Annotated in this window: 18 protein-coding genes; 8 read left to right on the forward strand and 10 right to left on the reverse strand. The window is 31.1% G+C overall.

All coding sequences use genetic code 11. The annotated features are described in order from the left end of the window. Position 1: 1 nt before the first annotated feature. Positions 2–475, forward strand: a complete 474-nt coding sequence (locus tag H0I30_RS03305) for a sensor of ECF-type sigma factor (RefSeq protein ID WP_218772893.1) — start codon at positions 2–4, stop codon at positions 473–475. Positions 476–489: 14 nt separating this feature from the next. Here the strand turns inward: H0I30_RS03305 and H0I30_RS03310 are convergent, their stop codons facing one another. From H0I30_RS03310 to H0I30_RS03325, 4 genes are all read right to left on the reverse strand, one after another. Then, complete coding sequence (locus H0I30_RS03310) at positions 490–687, reverse strand: hypothetical protein (protein WP_218772894.1); 198 nt, start codon at positions 685–687, stop codon at positions 490–492. 137 nt (positions 688–824) lie between these two features. Next, entirely contained in the window at positions 825–1,091 is a 267-nt protein-coding gene (locus H0I30_RS03315) for a hypothetical protein (RefSeq protein ID WP_218772895.1), read from the reverse strand. A gap of 21 nt (positions 1,092–1,112) precedes the next feature. Further along, on the reverse strand, positions 1,113–1,739 hold the full coding sequence (locus tag H0I30_RS03320) for a CatA-like O-acetyltransferase (protein WP_218772896.1): 627 nt from the start codon (positions 1,737–1,739) through the stop codon (positions 1,113–1,115). Next, a complete protein-coding gene (locus tag H0I30_RS03325; protein ID WP_218772897.1) occupies positions 1,740–2,426 on the reverse strand; it encodes an HAD family hydrolase in 687 nt (228 codons plus the stop codon). It abuts the gene before it with no gap. A gap of 557 nt (positions 2,427–2,983) precedes the next feature. Here H0I30_RS03325 and H0I30_RS03330 point away from each other — a divergent pair. Next, positions 2,984–3,334, forward strand: a complete 351-nt coding sequence (locus H0I30_RS03330; protein WP_218772898.1) for a hypothetical protein — start codon at positions 2,984–2,986, stop codon at positions 3,332–3,334. A 43-nt stretch (positions 3,335–3,377) separates the two neighbouring features. Here the strand turns inward: H0I30_RS03330 and H0I30_RS03335 are convergent, their stop codons facing one another. The 3 genes from H0I30_RS03335 to idi are packed head-to-tail and all read right to left on the reverse strand — an operon-like array spanning position 3,378 to position 5,276. Continuing rightward, positions 3,378–4,349, reverse strand: a complete 972-nt coding sequence (locus H0I30_RS03335) for a type I phosphomannose isomerase catalytic subunit (RefSeq protein WP_218772899.1) — start codon at positions 4,347–4,349, stop codon at positions 3,378–3,380. A 2-nt stretch (positions 4,350–4,351) separates the two neighbouring features. Continuing rightward, positions 4,352–4,765, reverse strand: a complete 414-nt coding sequence (locus H0I30_RS03340) for a 6-carboxytetrahydropterin synthase (protein WP_218772900.1) — start codon at positions 4,763–4,765, stop codon at positions 4,352–4,354. After that, positions 4,758–5,276, reverse strand: coding sequence for an isopentenyl-diphosphate Delta-isomerase (idi, locus tag H0I30_RS03345; RefSeq protein ID WP_218772901.1), 519 nt, complete (start codon positions 5,274–5,276; stop codon positions 4,758–4,760). The genes H0I30_RS03340 and idi overlap by 8 nt, the downstream gene beginning before the upstream one ends. A gap of 107 nt (positions 5,277–5,383) precedes the next feature. Between idi and H0I30_RS03350 the strand changes: the two genes are divergently transcribed. From H0I30_RS03350 to H0I30_RS03375, 6 genes are all read left to right on the forward strand, one after another. Next, positions 5,384–6,973: a peptide chain release factor 3 gene (locus H0I30_RS03350; RefSeq protein WP_218772902.1), complete on the forward strand. Its 1,590-nt coding sequence runs from the start codon at positions 5,384–5,386 to the stop codon at positions 6,971–6,973. Positions 6,974–7,003: 30 nt separating this feature from the next. After that, positions 7,004–8,632, forward strand: coding sequence for a hypothetical protein (locus H0I30_RS03355; protein WP_255554314.1), 1,629 nt, complete (start codon positions 7,004–7,006; stop codon positions 8,630–8,632). A gap of 125 nt (positions 8,633–8,757) precedes the next feature. Next, positions 8,758–9,687 (forward strand): peptidylprolyl isomerase, encoded by a 930-nt coding sequence (locus H0I30_RS03360; protein ID WP_218772903.1) that lies wholly within the window; start codon positions 8,758–8,760, stop codon positions 9,685–9,687. Positions 9,688–9,868: 181 nt separating this feature from the next. Beyond that, complete coding sequence (locus H0I30_RS03365; RefSeq protein ID WP_218772904.1) at positions 9,869–10,468, forward strand: energy transducer TonB; 600 nt, start codon at positions 9,869–9,871, stop codon at positions 10,466–10,468. A 101-nt stretch (positions 10,469–10,569) separates the two neighbouring features. Further along, on the forward strand, positions 10,570–11,205 hold the full coding sequence (locus tag H0I30_RS03370) for an energy transducer TonB (protein WP_218772905.1): 636 nt from the start codon (positions 10,570–10,572) through the stop codon (positions 11,203–11,205). A 310-nt stretch (positions 11,206–11,515) separates the two neighbouring features. Beyond that, entirely contained in the window at positions 11,516–12,634 is a 1,119-nt protein-coding gene (locus tag H0I30_RS03375) for an energy transducer TonB (protein ID WP_218772906.1), read from the forward strand. Positions 12,635–12,913: 279 nt separating this feature from the next. Here H0I30_RS03375 and H0I30_RS03380 read toward each other — a convergent pair whose 3' ends face one another. The 3 genes from H0I30_RS03380 to H0I30_RS03390 all read right to left on the reverse strand — a co-directional run bounded on the left by H0I30_RS03380 (position 12,914) and on the right by H0I30_RS03390 (position 17,536). Next, positions 12,914–13,882 carry an IS110 family transposase gene (locus H0I30_RS03380; RefSeq protein ID WP_218772907.1) on the reverse strand — a complete coding sequence of 323 codons (969 nt, stop codon included), beginning with the start codon at positions 13,880–13,882 and terminating at the stop codon, positions 12,914–12,916. Between the two features lie 565 nt (positions 13,883–14,447). Further along, complete coding sequence (locus H0I30_RS03385; RefSeq protein ID WP_218772908.1) at positions 14,448–16,598, reverse strand: OmpA family protein; 2,151 nt, start codon at positions 16,596–16,598, stop codon at positions 14,448–14,450. 14 nt (positions 16,599–16,612) lie between these two features. Then, a complete protein-coding gene (locus H0I30_RS03390; RefSeq protein ID WP_218772909.1) occupies positions 16,613–17,536 on the reverse strand; it encodes a type IX secretion system membrane protein PorP/SprF in 924 nt (307 codons plus the stop codon). Positions 17,537–17,565 lie beyond the last annotated feature (29 nt).

A 17,565-nucleotide genomic window follows, 5' to 3' on the forward strand; every position in this document is an offset into this window, starting at 1 on the left:
AATGAAAAAACAACTATTAACCTTAGTATTTATATTCTTCTTAAGTATTTTGTCTAGTCAAGCACAGTCAAAAAAAGGAAGTACTGAAAAAATACGCACGTATAAAATTGCCTACTTAACAGAAAAATTAAATTTAACAGTGGCTGAGGCTCAAAAATTTTGGCCTATTTACAATCAGTACGACAAAAAGAAAATGGTGCTTCATAGAGAAAAGCGTTTTAATATTAAAAAGAAAATCCTTAAAAACGGAGGAATTGAAAATTTATCTGAAAAAGATTCTAAAGAAATTTTAGAAAAATTTCAATTTATAAATAAACAGGAGTATGAATTAAAAGCATCTTTTCACACAAAGGTTTCAAAGATATTATCATTTAAAAAAATACTTACACTACAAATCTCAGAACACGAGTTTAACCGCAAACTCATGCAAAAATACAGAGGAAAAAAAAATAAGAATAAAAAAGAAGCTCAGTAGCTTCTTTTTTATTCTTATTTTTTTACTAAAGCCAAACAAACATATAAATCAGGTCTATTTGCCGTAAATTGTTTTAACCAAATTGTTAGCTCCTCTACTTCATAAGGTAATAATCTGTTTAATGCCTTTTCTAACTCTTTGCAAAATAAATCCGTATTAAAACTAACTTTCTTTAATACCGTCTTAGTGTATTCGTACATTGCTCTTGCCATGTTGCTTAAGGGGGAATTTGATGTTAATATTACTGAACGTAATTTACGAAAAAAAACCCTTGACACATGTTAAATTTTTGCAAAAAAAATCCGACACTTCATAAGTAGTCGGATTTAAACATCTAACTTACAGACAACTATAAGTTATTTACCTTTTCAATTAAAGCGTTTGCTTTTACTTCTAATTCAGTACTTATTGCTTTAAAATGTGCTTTTTTATCTTCAACTTTCTTAGCGTTTATCTTTGCTATTAAACCATCATAAGTTTCAAAAACCTCATCAACAATCGCTTCTGATTTTTCTTGATCTACCTCTGGGTTTAATTGTGCAGATAATCTACAGATATCAATAATATCTCCTAAAGTATAATCGATATCTTTTTTTAAGTTTTTAATACTTGCCATAATTATTATTTTTTTGCAAAATTAATCGATTTTATCTAATTCAGCCTGAAATTTATCAAAAAATTGTCCTACGTGATATCCGTCTACTAAAGCATGGTTTACATTTACTGCTACAGGCATCTTTTTCTTATTATTTTCTAATTTTATTTTTCCGAAAGCAACTTGCGGAACACTATCATTTTTGTTACCCGAACTTGGTTCTTTATGACTGGTAAAGGAAACCCAAGGTACAGCCGAACAATGTATGCAGCCTAAGGAATATTTTTCAGGAAACAAATCGGATGAATTTATAATACGTTCTTTTTCTTTTTGAAAATTTACGCTAAACACTTCAAAATCACATGAAAATTCTATGTATGAAAATCCGAAAGTATGATCGGGTCTTGCTATGGTTGCCGATGCATTTATTACCGCATAAATGGCAATTTTATCCCCTTCTATTCTATATTTAAAGTTTTCAACAGCATTAATAGCCTTCATACATGCATGTAAATAGCGCACAAAAAACGATTGATTTCTTTCTTTTGCGGTTTCATAACACTTAGAAACATCTACATCTGCTACCATACCGAATGTTGGATCTGCTAAAGTTCTAAAGTGCTTAAAATGCTGCTTTCTATTCCACTTTTCAATATTTAAATACTTCATTTATAAAAAAGTTAATACTTCTGTAATTTTAGCTACTGTTTTATAACTATCTGACTTTTGTTCATTACTTACCTCTTCGTGTGCCCAAGTAGTATGAAAAGGAACGTGCACTGCAGCAGCGCCTAATGCTACCAAGGGTAAAACATCTGATTTTAATGAATTCCCAATCATTAATAATTCCGACGGATTGATATCTAAATGCTTTATCAACTTTACATAATCCTTTTCTTTTTTATCACTCATCACCTCTGTATGGTGAAAGTATTTTAAAATTCCTGATTTTTCTAGTTTCCGTTCCTGATCTAACAAATCTCCTTTAGTGGCTACAATTAACTTATACTTACCTTGTAATTTTTGCAACACCTCTTCTACTCCATCTAATAAATCGATGGGTTGCTCGAGCATTTCTTTACCAATCTCTAGAATTTTATCGATGGTTTTTGGATTGATTTTATAGTTTGATAATTCCAACGCACATTCTACCATCGAAAGCACAAAACCTTTTACACCATACCCGTAAATTTTTAGATTGTCGATTTCTTTTTTATACAATTCTTGATGAATCTTATTTTCTGTTTCATAACCAGACAACAACTTTGCAAACTCATTCTCAGCCTCTCTAAAATAAGTTTCGTTTACCCACAAAGTATCATCCGCATCAAAGGCAATTACTTTTATATTATTCATTTGCTAATTGTTTAAAAATTGGTCATATTTACATGAATCACTTTAAGTAGCTAATGCGTTACAACATTCAAAAAACCATTTTACCAATCTTCATTTATACACGCCAAAGATACATATTTATACAACTTCTTTTCTTTTACTTGCAGTGGCTTCTTAACTACTTAAGGTTATTCTTTTTTATTTATTACAGCAATGTAAAAAAAAATGTTACATTTGATCTTATGAAAGTACTTTTAAACACGTATCGCTTTATTTTAAACACTATCAATATGATTATGTGTATTACCTGCATGCGCAAACAATATGTGTTTATAAAAAAAAGTACTTTAGAGAACAGCTTTAAACAACGGTTTTAAAAACCGACATTTAATACAAACTACAAAAGGTGCTTTTTTATAAAAAGCACCTTTTTTTATTTACTAAAATTAAAACTTTAATTATGATCAAAACAGTAAAAAACGCCCTACGAATTAACATGTATGCAGCTAAGAGAATGAATTCTACTAAAAACATTTTTTTCAGAAAATCGAATTTCCCACCAATAAACTCATCACATCATGCAAACTTATAAACTACCTAAAGATCACAATTTTCAATTTACTGTTAACAAAAAACAAGTTAACAAAAACAAAACACTAAAAACCTCAATTTTATACCATAAAATTGAAGCTACCGTAACTTCATCTCTTAACCTACATCAACCTGCATCCAGCATCAGTTTTAAAAGTATCGAATTTGACTTTATAAAAAATGCTTTTCTAAATGATAAACTTATTATTCATAATTATATTAAAAAACTGAGTGACTCCGAGGTTATCTTACACATTACAGTATCTAAAAAAGCGGAAAAAGAGCGCAATATTATCTGCAAGGCTGTATTTGGTTACAACTTTTTAAATGGCTCTTAAATTTGAGATTGGTTACAGACTCAACGTAAATTTTGAGTCTGTTTTACTTTATATACACCTCTAAAAGCTTCGTGTTTTCGGTTAAAACATTTACTCTTTTAATACAAGCTGGCACTAAAATAGTTTCTCCTATTTGCAATCTTTCTTGTTGTTTATCATATTCGAAAATAGCTGTTCCTTCTACACACATGTATATTACAAAGCTGTCTTTATCTTCATGATTTACGGTGTAGTTTTTTGTTAGATGTAGAAAATTTGTTGTAAAATATTTACAATCTACAATATTTGAAGGTTTATTTTTTTTCTTAAGATACTCTGCCTTATAATTCGATTTTGCTGAATAATCTATAGCATCTAAAGCCAAATCTAAATGCAAATCTCGCTGTTTTCCATTAGCATCTTTTCTATTCCAGTCAGAGATACGATACGTAACGTCGGATGTTTCTTGAATTTCAGCTAATAAAACACCTTTACCGATTGCATGTACTCTACCTGCAGGCACTAGAAAGGTATCCCCTTTTTTTACAAAATCAACATTTAGTAAAGCTGTTTCATTGCCTGCTTCTATCGTTTTTACAAAAGAATTCTTATCCGCTTCCTCCGAAAAGCCCACTATAATTTTTGCCTTTTTATCTGCATTAACCACATACCACATTTCGGTTTTACCTAAGGAGTTATGTCTTTTTTGCGCTAAAATATCGTTAGGATGTACTTGTAAACTTAATTTTCGCTTGGCATCTATAAACTTGATAAGTAACGGAAATTTATCTTGAAAGATATGATACACTTTATCTCCCAAAACATCTTGCTTAAATTCCGATATCAATTCATTTAAACTTCTTCCTTTAAGACCTCCGTTGCTAACTATAGAAACATCATTTTCTACATCAGAAATTTCCCAACTTTCACCAATATCTTTACTATTTGTTTTTTTATTGAGTAGTGTATGTAATTTTTCTCCCCCCCAAATTTTGGATTTTAAAATAGGTTCGAATCGCAATAATTGACTTATCATAATTAGTTACCGCTATAGGTTACAAAGTTTCTTGGGGTTTCATATAACGTTATTTCTAAGTCTAATTTTTCAGGAATACTTACACGTAATTTGTTAAATATTACCACTGATATATTTTCGGCTGTAGGAATCAAATCTTTAAATTCCGCCACTTCTACATTCAAATTTTTGTGATCAAAAGCATCTTCTACTTCCCTCTTGATCAATTCTCGTAATAAACCTAAATCATACACATAGCCCGTATCAGTATCTATTTCACCTGTTAGCGAAACAATTAACTCGTAATTATGACCGTGGTAATTAGGATTGCTACATTTCCCGAAAACTTCCAGATTTTTTTCATCAGACCATTTCGGATTACACAATCTATGCGCTGCATTAAAATGGGCTTTTCTATGTACGGTTACTCTAGGCATTTTTTAAGGCGTCGTAAGATTCTTTAAATATAATTTTAAACCAAGCAGTATATATTTTTGGATTGCTTTCGATATCCTTTTTTACAGCTTCTAAGGTCATCCACTTATAAGATGCTACCTCTTCAGCGTTAATGTTTGGTCCCCCGTTAAAATCACCTACCATTACATGATCAAATTCATGTTCTGTTAATCCGTTATCAAAAGGCGCTTTGTAAATAAAAGAAAACACTTCTTTTAACTCACAAACAAATCCCATTTCTTCTTGCAGTCGGCGTTTTCCTGCCGCTAAATTTGTTTCCCCTTCTCTTTGATGTGAACAGCAAGTATTTGTCCATAATAACGGCGAATGGTATTTCTCAGCAGCACGTTGTTGCAACATCAATTCTTTCTTATCATTAAAAACAAAAACTGAAAAAGCCCTGTGTAGCAATGCTTTTTCATGCGCTTCAATTTTCTCCATCAATCCAATTTGATTGTCTTGCTCGTCTACTAATATTACTTGTTCTTTCATCTATTTAATTTACGAAAAACAAACTTACAAAAATGATATCAGTTCAACAATTAAACCTTTGAAGAGTTAAGCATTAAACCTTATCTTTGCAGCCTTAAAATTTATAGATGAGTTTTTTTAAAGAAATACAAAAACGACGTACGTTCGGAATTATATCACACCCTGATGCAGGTAAAACTACTTTAACTGAAAAGTTATTATTATTTGGTGGTGCTATTCAGGAAGCTGGAGCTGTTAAAAACAACAAAATAAAAAAGGGAGCCACTTCCGATTTTATGGAGATTGAGCGTCAGCGTGGAATTTCGGTTGCTACTTCGGTTTTAGCTTTCATTTATAAAGACAAAAAAATAAACATTTTAGATACGCCTGGTCACAAAGATTTTGCGGAAGATACTTTTAGAACTCTAACAGCTGTAGACAGTGTTATTGTGGTAATTGATGTTGCCAAAGGTGTAGAGCCTCAAACCGAAAAATTAGTTGAAGTTTGTAGAATGCGTAAAATACCGATGTTAGTATTCATTAATAAATTAGACCGTGAAGGAAAAGATGCGTTTGATTTATTAGATGAAGTAGAGCAAAAACTTGGTTTACGTGTTACACCTATGAGTTTTCCTATTGGAATGGGGTATGATTTTAAAGGAATTTATAATATTTGGGAAAAGAAATTAAATCTTTTTTCGGGAGATAATAAAACAAAAATTACGGAAGGACTTCAGTTTGACGACTTATCTAATCCAAAATTAGACGAAATCATTGGAGAAACTGCTGCAGAAACTTTACGAGAAGAATCTGAATTGGTATTTGAAGTATATCCTGAATTTAATCAGCAAGAATATTTAGCAGGTGATTTACAACCTGTTTTCTTTGGTTCCGCTTTAAATAACTTTGGTGTAAAAGAATTGTTAGATGCTTTTATTGAAATAGCACCACAACCACAACCTAAAAAAGCTGAAGAACGTTTAGTAGATTCTAAAGAAGAAAAATTAACGGGCTTTGTTTTTAAGATTCATGCAAACATGGATCCTAAACACAGAGACAGACTGGCTTTTATAAAAATTGTTTCAGGAACTTTTAAAAGAAACTCTCCGTATTTACACGTTCGTAACGGTAAGAAGATGAAATTTTCGAGTCCAAATGCCTTTTTCGCAGAGAAGAAACAAATTGTAGACGAATCTTTTCCTGGTGACATTGTTGGTGTACATGACACCGGTAACTTTAAAATTGGTGATACTTTAACCGAAGGAGAAGCATTAAACTTTAAAGGAATTCCGAGTTTCTCTCCAGAGCATTTCCGTTATGTAAACAATGCCGACCCTATGAAGTCTAAACAACTCTACAAAGGTTTAGATCAATTAATGGATGAAGGTGTTGCGCAATTATTTACAATGGATATGAACGGACGTAGAATTGTTGGTACTGTAGGTGCCCTACAATACGAAGTAATTCAGTACCGTTTAGAACACGAATATGGTGCAAAATGTACGTATGAAAACATTTCTGTACATAAAGCTTGCTGGGTACAACCAGAAGATCCAAAAAATGATGAATTTAAAGAGTTTAAACGTGTTAAACAGCGCTATTTAGCAAAAGACAAACAAGGTAAGTTGGTCTTTTTAGCAGACTCTGCTTTTACAATACAAATGACACAAAGTAAATACCCAACCGTAAAATTACATTTTACTAGTGAGTTTGAATAAGTAATAATTGATTTTAAGCATTTATTTAACATGAATAATAAAAATTACAACATCATTACGAAGAACGATGCAATCTTCTTAGTTAGTAAGAGATTACTTCACTATGTTCGTAATGACGTGTTTTTATCCTTTATCTTTTGTCTTTTATTTTTCACCTTGTTTAGTCAAGAAAACCTCTCAACTTTAAAAGGCAAAGAACTACACACTAAAGTACGTTTGAATTTTATTCCTGTTCAAATGCCTACAGATGCATTTCCTAACTTAAAACCAACTATGGGGTTGGCGGGTTTACATTATCAAATTCCGATTAACGATTGGTTGTATGGTGGTGCCGGATTTCATTTTGCGGTTACTGGAGACCAAGGAGGTTTATTTACTTTAGGTGCCGAAATTGGCGTAAACAAACAAGTATATAAAAATTTATATGTAGATGCTAACTTCCATTTTGGTGGTGGTGGTGGATACAGAAACTTAGTAAACGATGGCGGATTTATAAATCCGAATATAGGATTACAATACAAAAAAAACAACTATTCGGTTGGTGTACAATACAGTCACTTAAATTTTTTATCAGGCGAAATAAAAAGCAATTCGGTTTCGGTTTTTGTTGAAATTCCGAGTGTATTGCGTTTTACAGATTATGATAAAGCCCATCAAAAATTTGTTGCGACCAATCTTTCTTCGGATGATTTTTGGAGCAAACCAGTAATAAAAAACGCACAACAAGTCCGCTTTGATTTCTTTAAACCATTCGGAAATTCTAAGAAAGACAATGGAGATGTTTTAGATGAGTCATTATATGTAATCGGATTTGAATATCAGAAATACCTATCAGAAAACACCTTTTTATTCGCACATACCGATGCTATATACAAAGGTTTGCGTGCTGGATTTATGGATTTATTTTTTGGTGCTGGTTATCACCCATATCAATCGAAATACATTAATATTTTCACAAAATTAGGTATTGGTGCTGCTGGTGGTCGTGTGGCTCCTGAAGGCGGCTTAATGATTTATCCCTCTGCCGGAATCGATTTAAAACTATCAAGCAAATTAGCCATCAGTGGTCACGGTGGTTATTATCGTGCTGTTGCAGGCGATTTAGAAGCTTATACTGTAGGATTTGGTTTTAAATACTTCGGATTAAATGGCGGAACAACATCCGAAGAAAAAAAATACAACAATTTTTACACACAAGGATTACGCGTTGAAATTCAGAATCAATCGTATTTTGATGTTGCAAAAACCGATGATGTATTTGATGCGGCGGTCATCGATTTACAATTGATTGGTTTAAAAGTGAATTTCGACCTTAACAAATGGTTGTATATAGCTGGTGAAGCAAGTTTTGCTTATGACGGACGCTCTGGTGGTTATGCACATGGATTGGTTGGAGGTGGAATATACTCGCCACGTTTTTTGAATACTAAAGCCCGTGGTTTTGTCGAATTTATGGCAGGAGCCGGTGGTGGTGCAGGTGTAGATACAGACGAAGGAATTATTGTGCGTCCTACCTTAGGTTTAAGTTATGATATTACAAATGGCGTTGCAATTATAGCTTCAGCAGGAAAATATTATTCGCCTTTTGGGAATGTAAAATCGACGAATATGAATATTGGTTTAAGTTTTAATCTATCAACTTTATCCATAAAAAATTAATTATATAGTATGCTTGCGCTAGGGATTGAAGTGGCATCCTTTTATGAAGAATGCATAAAAGATATAACGTAAAGCCCGCTCGAGCGCCCAAATAAATTAAAGTTTAATTAGTAAATAATAGTAGAATGAATAACGGAATTTACGCAAAGTTCACAACGCCAAAAGGCCATATTTTAGTGAATTTAGAATACGAAAAAACACCTGGAACTGTAGGTAACTTTGTTGCTTTAGCAGAAGGAAATTTAGAAAACGAAGCTAAACCACAAGGAACTCCATATTACAATGGCTTAAAGTTTCACCGTGTGATTTCTGATTTCATGATACAAGGTGGTTGTCCACAAGGTACTGGAACAGGAAACCCTGGTTATAAATTTGATGATGAATTTCATCCTGATTTAAAGCATGACGCTCCTGGTAAATTATCAATGGCAAATGCAGGACCTGGAACAAACGGTTCTCAATTTTTCATTACACATACAGCAACGCCACATTTAGATGGTAATCATACTGTTTTTGGAAGCGTTGTAAAAGGACAAGATGTTGTAGATGCTATTCAGCAAAACGACACGATGGATGTTGAAATTATTCGTGTAGGTGAAGCTGCTGAAAAATTTAACGCTGTTGAAGCTTTTAGATCTTTTGAAGGATCTCGTGAAAAACGTGAAGCAGAAGAAAAAGCGAAACAGCAAGAGTTATTAGACACTGTTGCTAAGGGTTATGACGAGACTCCGTCTGGATTACGTTATAAAATTTTACAAAACGGAGACGGGAAGCAAGCTACGAAAGGCGCTACTGTTTCTGTTCATTACAAAGGGCAATTATTAGACGGTACTGTGTTTGATTCTTCTTATAAGCGCAAACAACCAATCGACTTTGCTATTGGTATGGGACAAGTTATTGCAGGTTGGGATGAAGGAATTCAGTTATTAAAAGTTGGAGACAAAGCCAGGTTTGTAATTCCGTCTAACTTAGCTTATGGTTCAGCTGGTGCTGGAGGGGTAATTCCGCCAAACGCTACTTTAATTTTTGATGTGGAATTAATGCATGTAAAATAATTTTCACATTTATATTGAATATATTGTAAAACTCCCTATTGATAAAATAGGGAGTTTTTATTTACACTAAATTAACATCCTTAACAATTAAGATTATATTAATTAAAATACATATTACACTTACATAAACTCACTATAGTATTAATGTTTCATATTTACGTTGTAATTAAAAAACATTAAAATGAAAAATATACTTCCCATTATAGCGTTATCCATTTTTAACCTAATTAACAGTTATGGTCAAGCTGAAGTATGTAAAAAACCTGCTGAAGATACTTTTGAAGATTTGAATGTAATTTCCGTTAAAAAATGTGATGTTACCGACAAAAATGATTCAAGAAAAATAATTAAAACAAAAACAATAAGAAAAAGAGTTCGAAACATTAGGGTTAGCAAAAACCATTCTGACACAAAAAACTTATCTAGAGAGGTTTTATTTACTTTAGTTCAAGAAATTCCTATGTTTGACTCTTGTAATAAATCTACCCGAAAAAATGATGTCAAATGTTTTAAAAAAAAAATAAAGAAGCATTTTTCAAAAAACTTTTATGCCGAAAAATTTAACAATGAAGTTATCAATGACAAGATATTTATTAAATTTAGTATTGACTTATATGGAAATGTCGTTAATACTCAAATAAAGAGCAAAAAACAACACAAAGAACTTCACCATGAGATAAATCGCATCTTACAAAAGCTACCCTCATTTACTCCAGGAAAAGAGAAAGGGTTACCAGTAATAGTAATATACTCTTTTACCTTTAACTTAACCTTAAGTTAACATAATTAAGCACTTAAAAACATTATATTTACCAGCTTATTAACTAACCCTTAATTACCCATACTATGAGATTCCCCTTCAGCATAGTTATAGCACTTTTTATGTCTGCTATAGCTATTTCACAAGAAAAATGTGAAACACCTAACGAAGAAATCGCAGATCTTAATGCTATAAGCATTACAAAATGCTCTATTGACGACGTACAAAAAGCACTAGAATCTGATGAAGACAAACAAGTTTCTGTAAGAAGACACGTTAGAAAATCTAAAAATAGTGTTTCAATAGCTGCCAATAATAAAATTGAGAAAATTAAAAACAACAATGCTTTGGTTGAAAAACTAACCATTAAAAAAGATGTTGTTTCTTCTTTAAAAAGAATTCCGTTTCATTTAGTAGAACAAATACCTTTGTTTACTAAATGTAAGAATTCTCCCTTACTTGCACAAGCCAAGTGTTTTGAAAAACAAATGATTAAGCATGTTGTTCAAAACTTTAGTTATCCTGAAGCTGCAAAGGCTAAAAATATTGAAGGAAGAGTAATGGTGCAATTTACTATTGACAAAGCTGGTAAAGTGGTAAATATAAAAAAAAGAGGACCCAAAGGAGGTGAGCTACTGGAAGAAGAAGCTGTACGATTAATCAAAAAATTACCAAATTTTATACCTGGTAAACATCTTGGGAATTTAGTCAATGTAAAATATGCTTTGCCAATAACTTTTAAAACACCAAAAAAATAATTAAAAATTAAATAGTATTGTAAAAATAATTCCCGCTAGTCTATAGATTATCGGGAATTATTTTTTTACTAAAACAGCATAATTTAATTATAAAAACAACTATTTTAAAGGAATATTTAGAATAACACAAAATTCTAAAATACTCTTAAAAAAAGTAAATTATTCTTGCAAAAAGAATAACCTTTTAATTATAAACCCTTTAGGTAAAAAAAATAGTTTAAATTATTTTCTTTAATAAATTATTTTTTCTTACTTTTACAACTCAAACTTGTTAACAAATTTTGTTAACCCCTTAAAATAGAGTGCGATTATGAAGAAATTCCCCTTACTCGTGACAGCAATGCTTTTTTCTTTAGCAACTGTTGCTCAACAAGAAGTATGTGCTACTACAGATGAAACTATAGCGGATCCTAATAGTATCACAAAATGTGCTATTGAAGAAACACAGGATGGTGAAAAAAAGCAACTTTCTATTGAGGTTTCTACAAGGAGACGTGTTGTGCGTAAAAAGAATGAAGCTGTTTCTGCTATTGGAGGAGCTGGCACTTCGCAAAAAGTAGCTAACATAAAGAAAAACACTTTATTGGTTGGTAAACTTGAATTAGAAGATAATTCAGAGACTATTGAAAGAATTCCTTTTAATCTTGTAGAAGAAATTCCTTTATTTTCTAAATGTAATAATGTGCCTTTAATGAAACAAGCTAAATGTTTTGAGACTCAAATGTCAAAACATATAATGAAAAACTTTAAATATCCACAAGATGCATTTGATGCAGGTATTCAAGGTAGAGTTTTAGTACAATTTACAATTGATGAGCAAGGTAATGTTGCTGCTATTCAAATGAGAGGTCCACAAAATGGTGAATCTTTAGAAAAAGAAGCTAGTAGAATCGTTAACAAACTTCCTACATTTATACCAGGAAAACACAATGGAAGAAATGTAAAAGTTAAATATGGTATTCCTATTACGTTTAAACACCCTAATCCTAGCGCTGTTAAAACTCAGGTAGCAAAAAGAGTAGCTACTAAACGTGTATCAAATACTAGCAAAGAAAAATTAATTACTGACTATATTAAATTTGATAAAGTACAAACTATACCTCTATTTAAAGCTTGTGTAAAGGTTGAAGATACACAAAAAGAAAATTGTTTTAATGAAAGAATGGTTAGCCATATTCAAAGAAACTTTAATTATCCTGCAGCAGCAGCCGATCAGAACATAGAAGGTAAAGTTTGGGTTCGTTTTATTATTGGTAAGGAAGGTAAAGTAAGTAATATAAAAATGAGAGGCCCTGAAGGAGGAGAATTATTAGAACAAGAAGCAAAAAGAATGGTTACTAAATTAGCTACTTTTGTACCTGGTAAACAGGATGGTAAATTGGCGAATGTTGAATACTACATTCCAATTAACTTTGCTTTACAAGATTAATAAATTAAATATCATATAACACCTATATTTACAGGTATTACATATATTAAGCCTGAACAATAATGTATATTGTTCAGGCTTATTTTTTTGTAGGAATTTCATTTCGAAAAAACACTTTAAAACTTCTAAATATATCTTCTAACTACTATTTATATGAATGGCAACAAAGAACTGAGGTAAAAAACAAACCTTTTCTTTATTAAATTTACACAATAATATTCTAGACTCAAAATGCTATTACTTGGTATTTTAAGTTTTTATTTCATGTATAATAACTACTTATTTAGCTAATACCGAAATATACTTTTCATCATAAGGTAAACCCGATTTTGCAATAGCAAAACTTTGTTTTATTAACTTATTTGAAACAGCTATTAATGCTAGTTTTTTACTCTTTCCTTTGTTTACAATACGCTCATAAATATCTTTACATGCCTTATTATGTTTGCAGGCATTAAAGGAACACAAAAACAAAAGATTACGTAACTTTCTATTACCAACTTTACTAATCCTACTTCGACCTCTTACACTACTGCCAGACTCTCGTATTATAGGTGTTATACCAACATAACTACAAAGTTGTTTTGAGTTTTCAAACTTGGTAAAACCATCGGTAATTACTAGCATAAATAAGGCGGTTTTAAGTCCGATCCCTGGAATACTGGTTAATAAGGTTAACTGAAACTGCTGCTCTTGTTTTACTAAAGATAACAACCTTTCTTCAATTCCTTTTAACTCTTTATCTAAATGTTTTTTGTCTCTTTTCAAAGAACGATAAACCCATTTTGAAGGAATGCCTAAAACTTCTTCTCCATGTATTTTATTCTTGGTTGCTGTGCGTTTCTTGATAAAACTATCCATTAAACGAAACAATTGCAAGCATTCACTTTGTACATCTGTAAGAGCTGTATATAAAGGAACCTCATTTATTTGTCCATATTCGCAAATGGCTTTGGCATCACTTTTATCTGTTTTTACTTTAGATAATTTCATCTGAATGAAACGCTTTACCGATAAAGGATTCACTACCGAAACTAAAATACCTTGTTTAAATAAAAACTGAGCTAGCCGATAATGATAATAACCCGTAGCTTCCATTATAACTAATGATTCTTTAGGAAGGTTTTTTAGAAAGACCTTAAAACCAGAGGCATCATTTTTAAATTGATCATGGCCGCTTTTACTTCCATGAACATCAAATACATCTTTACTTATGTCAACTCCAAAAATTTCCTTATATTTATTCATAAGAACTGTTTTATGAAAGAATAAGCTACTTGACTCACAACAAATTGAAATCGAGATCTAGGTCTCACAGAACTGAACGTGATTTTTAGTAGAAAAGAGAGAGGATTATCAATGTTGTCGAAGTCAATGCTTCACCGTATATATTAACCTTAATTCTCTCTTTTATTCTTTCTGATTTATATCTCTTAAATTTAACCTTTTTATTAAATTGCTAACTTAAGGTGTATATAAACTTTATTTAGCAACACTAAAAGCCCTCTTTATTTAGTTTTATATCATTTATCAAATCTCTATGTCATTACTTACATAAGGCTATATAAAAACAGAAATCCTTTATATAGTATGTTTATTATCTTATAATATGTTAAAACTAATAGCTATTAACAACTCACATTACTTATTTTCTATACTTGTTATCACGTATTGTTTTTAATACTTATGTTACTACTATTTATTAGTAAGTGAAATTCGCGTTTACAATGTAATTATGCTGTAATTCATTATAACATAAAAAAACTCCCATTACAGGAGTTTTTATAGGGAAAAATTAAAAGGGGTATTGCTATTAATTTTTATACTCTATTTTAAAATCTTTTTTATCTTTCTCGCAGTCCTCTTCTCTACCTATAAGGCATTTTTTGGGACCTGAGGTATTCTTCCCTTTCTTTTTAAAATTCTTCTTTAAGAAAAGTAAAAAATTGTTCTTTTTTGTGATTCTTTTTTTAACAGCAATTTTTTCTGCAATTTGTCTTTCTCTAATTTTATCAGTACCCTTTACTATATAAAAATATGAACGTCTATTTTTTTGATGTTCTTCCTCTGTACATTTATTTTTATTAGCATCATTACACTTATTTAGTAGCTGATCTTCTCCAAAACCTATAGCACTAATTACTCTTTCTTTTTTGATACCTCTAGAGACTATATACTCTTTTGTTGACTTAGCCCTTCTATCAGACAACTTTCTATTGTAATCTCCTGGTCCTCTACTATCTGTATGAGATTCGATTTTAATACTCACCTCTGGATGGTTAGACATTACCATTACAATACTTTCTAATTCATATTGAGCATCTTCTCTTATAAATGATTTACCATAATCGAAATATATAGGATTAATAACAATTTGGTTTCCTATAATTAATGGAATCAATTCTAAATTAATTTGATTAATATTATCTTTAATGATGGTAACTCTTTTTTTATCTTTTGATCTATGATCTAATTTAGAAGCAAAAACAGTATAGGTATTATCGCATAAAACGTCTTCAAAAACATACGCACCATTACTATTCGAAAATGCTTCTTTTATAACCTTCCCTTGGTTATCTACTAACTTAATTAAAGCGCCATCTACAGGCATTTTATTAATATTATCTGTTACTATTCCCTCTATTGATTTTGCACAAACAAGAGGATCAGTATACATATAAAAACTATACATATCATCATCCCCTTTACCTCCAATTCTATTTGATGAGAAAAAACCTTTTTTTCCCTTTCCATCTATATAAAAAGAAAAATCATCTCTTTTACTATTAAATGGATGCCCTAAATTTTCAGCTATTGAATAAAGTGAGTCATTTTTTATTTTAGATTGAAAGATATCTAAAAGCCCTAAACCTAAATGTCCGTTTGAAGAAAAATACAAGGTATTATCCTCTCCTATAAAAGGGAACATTTCTTTATCAGAAGTATTGATGTTTTCGCCTAAATTAACTGGAGTTCCGTACTGATCATTTCCTAGTATTGCTACCTTATAAATATCTGTCGCTCCATAACCGCCAGGCATGGTAGATACGAAGTATAATATTTTTTCATCAGCACTCAGAGCTGGGTGCCCTACAGAAAACTCTTCTCCATTAAATGGCAATTCTTTTACATTAATCCAATATCCATTTACAAAACTTGCTTTATAAATTTTTAAATTAGAGGTATTCTTTTTGTCTCTTCTCGCCTTTTTCCCATTTACATTATTACGCGTAAAATAAATAGTTTTACCATCCTTGGTAAAAACTGGTGTTGATTCGTGAAATTCTGAGGTAATTGGAACCTCTATTAATCGAGGATTTACCAATGTTAACACCGTATCTTTTTCGTTTTCTTCAAGAGATTTAATTTCTTCGGTTGCTTTATAAATATTTAAAAAAGGCTGGTTATTCCATTTATATATACGTTCATTTTTTCCTCCTTTCGGAACGGCTGACGTATAATATGCTTTTCCGTTTAATAAGAAACCGCCAAAATCAGAAAACTCAGTGTTAATAGCCAAGTTTCTAACTCCGATTCGAATATCTTCATTCGCATAATCTAATAAGTAGTTTTCTTTTCTTAACTCTTCTTTTCTATTATTTTTTTCTGAAGACGTTAATGTTAAAAATATTGAATCTGATTCTTTATATTTTCCGTTGCTACGAAGTACTTGAGCATATTTAAACAAATGTTTATCCTCTAGTTCTTCTTTATATATAAATACCAATTTTTTATACCAAACTTCAGCTTGTTTGGTTTCTGCATTATTATAATAAGAGTCTGCCAAACGACTTAAAACATGTTTTGATGTATCCCCTTTCTTCTCTACTAAAGCTTTATACAACTCAGCTGATTGCACATACGAAAACTCATTGAAGTACCTATCAGCTACTTTTTTATTTTGCCCAAAATTTCTTGCAGTTATTAATAATATGATTATTAATAAAAAGCTTCTTAAATTCATATAATCTATTTTTTTTAAAAGAATCTAGGGGATCTAAACGTTGTGTTTCTTAGTAATTCATACTGTAACATAATTTCATGAGTACCTGAATTTGTTACGTTATAATTAGAGGTAGTTAAATCATATGAATATCCAATAAGTAATTCTTCTGAAACCTGAAAACCTAAAAGAGCACTTAAAGAATCGTTCCATCTCCAGCCTAAACCAATTCTAAATTTTTCATTAAACAATAAATTAGCTGAAACATCTAAAGATAATGGAGCTCCTGATACTGCTTTTAATAAAGCTGCTGGCTTAAGTTTTAAATCTTCATTTATATCATAAACATACCCCGCTATTAAAAAGAAATGCATTCTTTCAACCGCTGATTCTCCTACTGGGTTTTCTGCGTCGTAATGTTCTTTTCTTAAAATATTAGGTACTGATAAGCCCACATACCATTCAGGTTCATAATAATAAATACCCACACCTATTGTTGGCAAAAACTTATTTATATTTTCTTCTAGAATCTGTTCATTTTGATTTACTTTACCTTTACTCCAATCAATATTTAGTAATCGTCCTCCCAATCGTAATCCAAAAGCTAAATTACCTTCTTCACCCGTTTCAATGGTATATGATAGATTGGCATCTAAATAAATTTCTTTCGAAGGTCCTATTTCATCATTCATTAAATTAACACCTAAACCTAAACCTGAATACCCTATTGGAGCATGATAACTTAAATTTTGAGTATTTGGAGCGCCATCAAATCCAACCCATTGGGTTCTACCTATGGCAGTTATAACACCATGCCCTTTAGAACCTGCATATGCGGGGTTTACACTCATAGTATTGTGCATATATTGTGTATATTGAGGGTCTTGCTGGGCAAGTATACTTGCCGATAAAAAAAAGCTTAAGAAACAAGTAAAAATTATTTTAAGGAACAGCTTCATACAATACAAATTTAATATTTACTAAATAT

Origin of the sequence: Tenacibaculum sp. AHE14PA, assembly GCF_019278465.1 — a bacterium.
GTDB lineage: Bacteria > Bacteroidota > Bacteroidia > Flavobacteriales > Flavobacteriaceae > Polaribacter > Polaribacter bernardetii.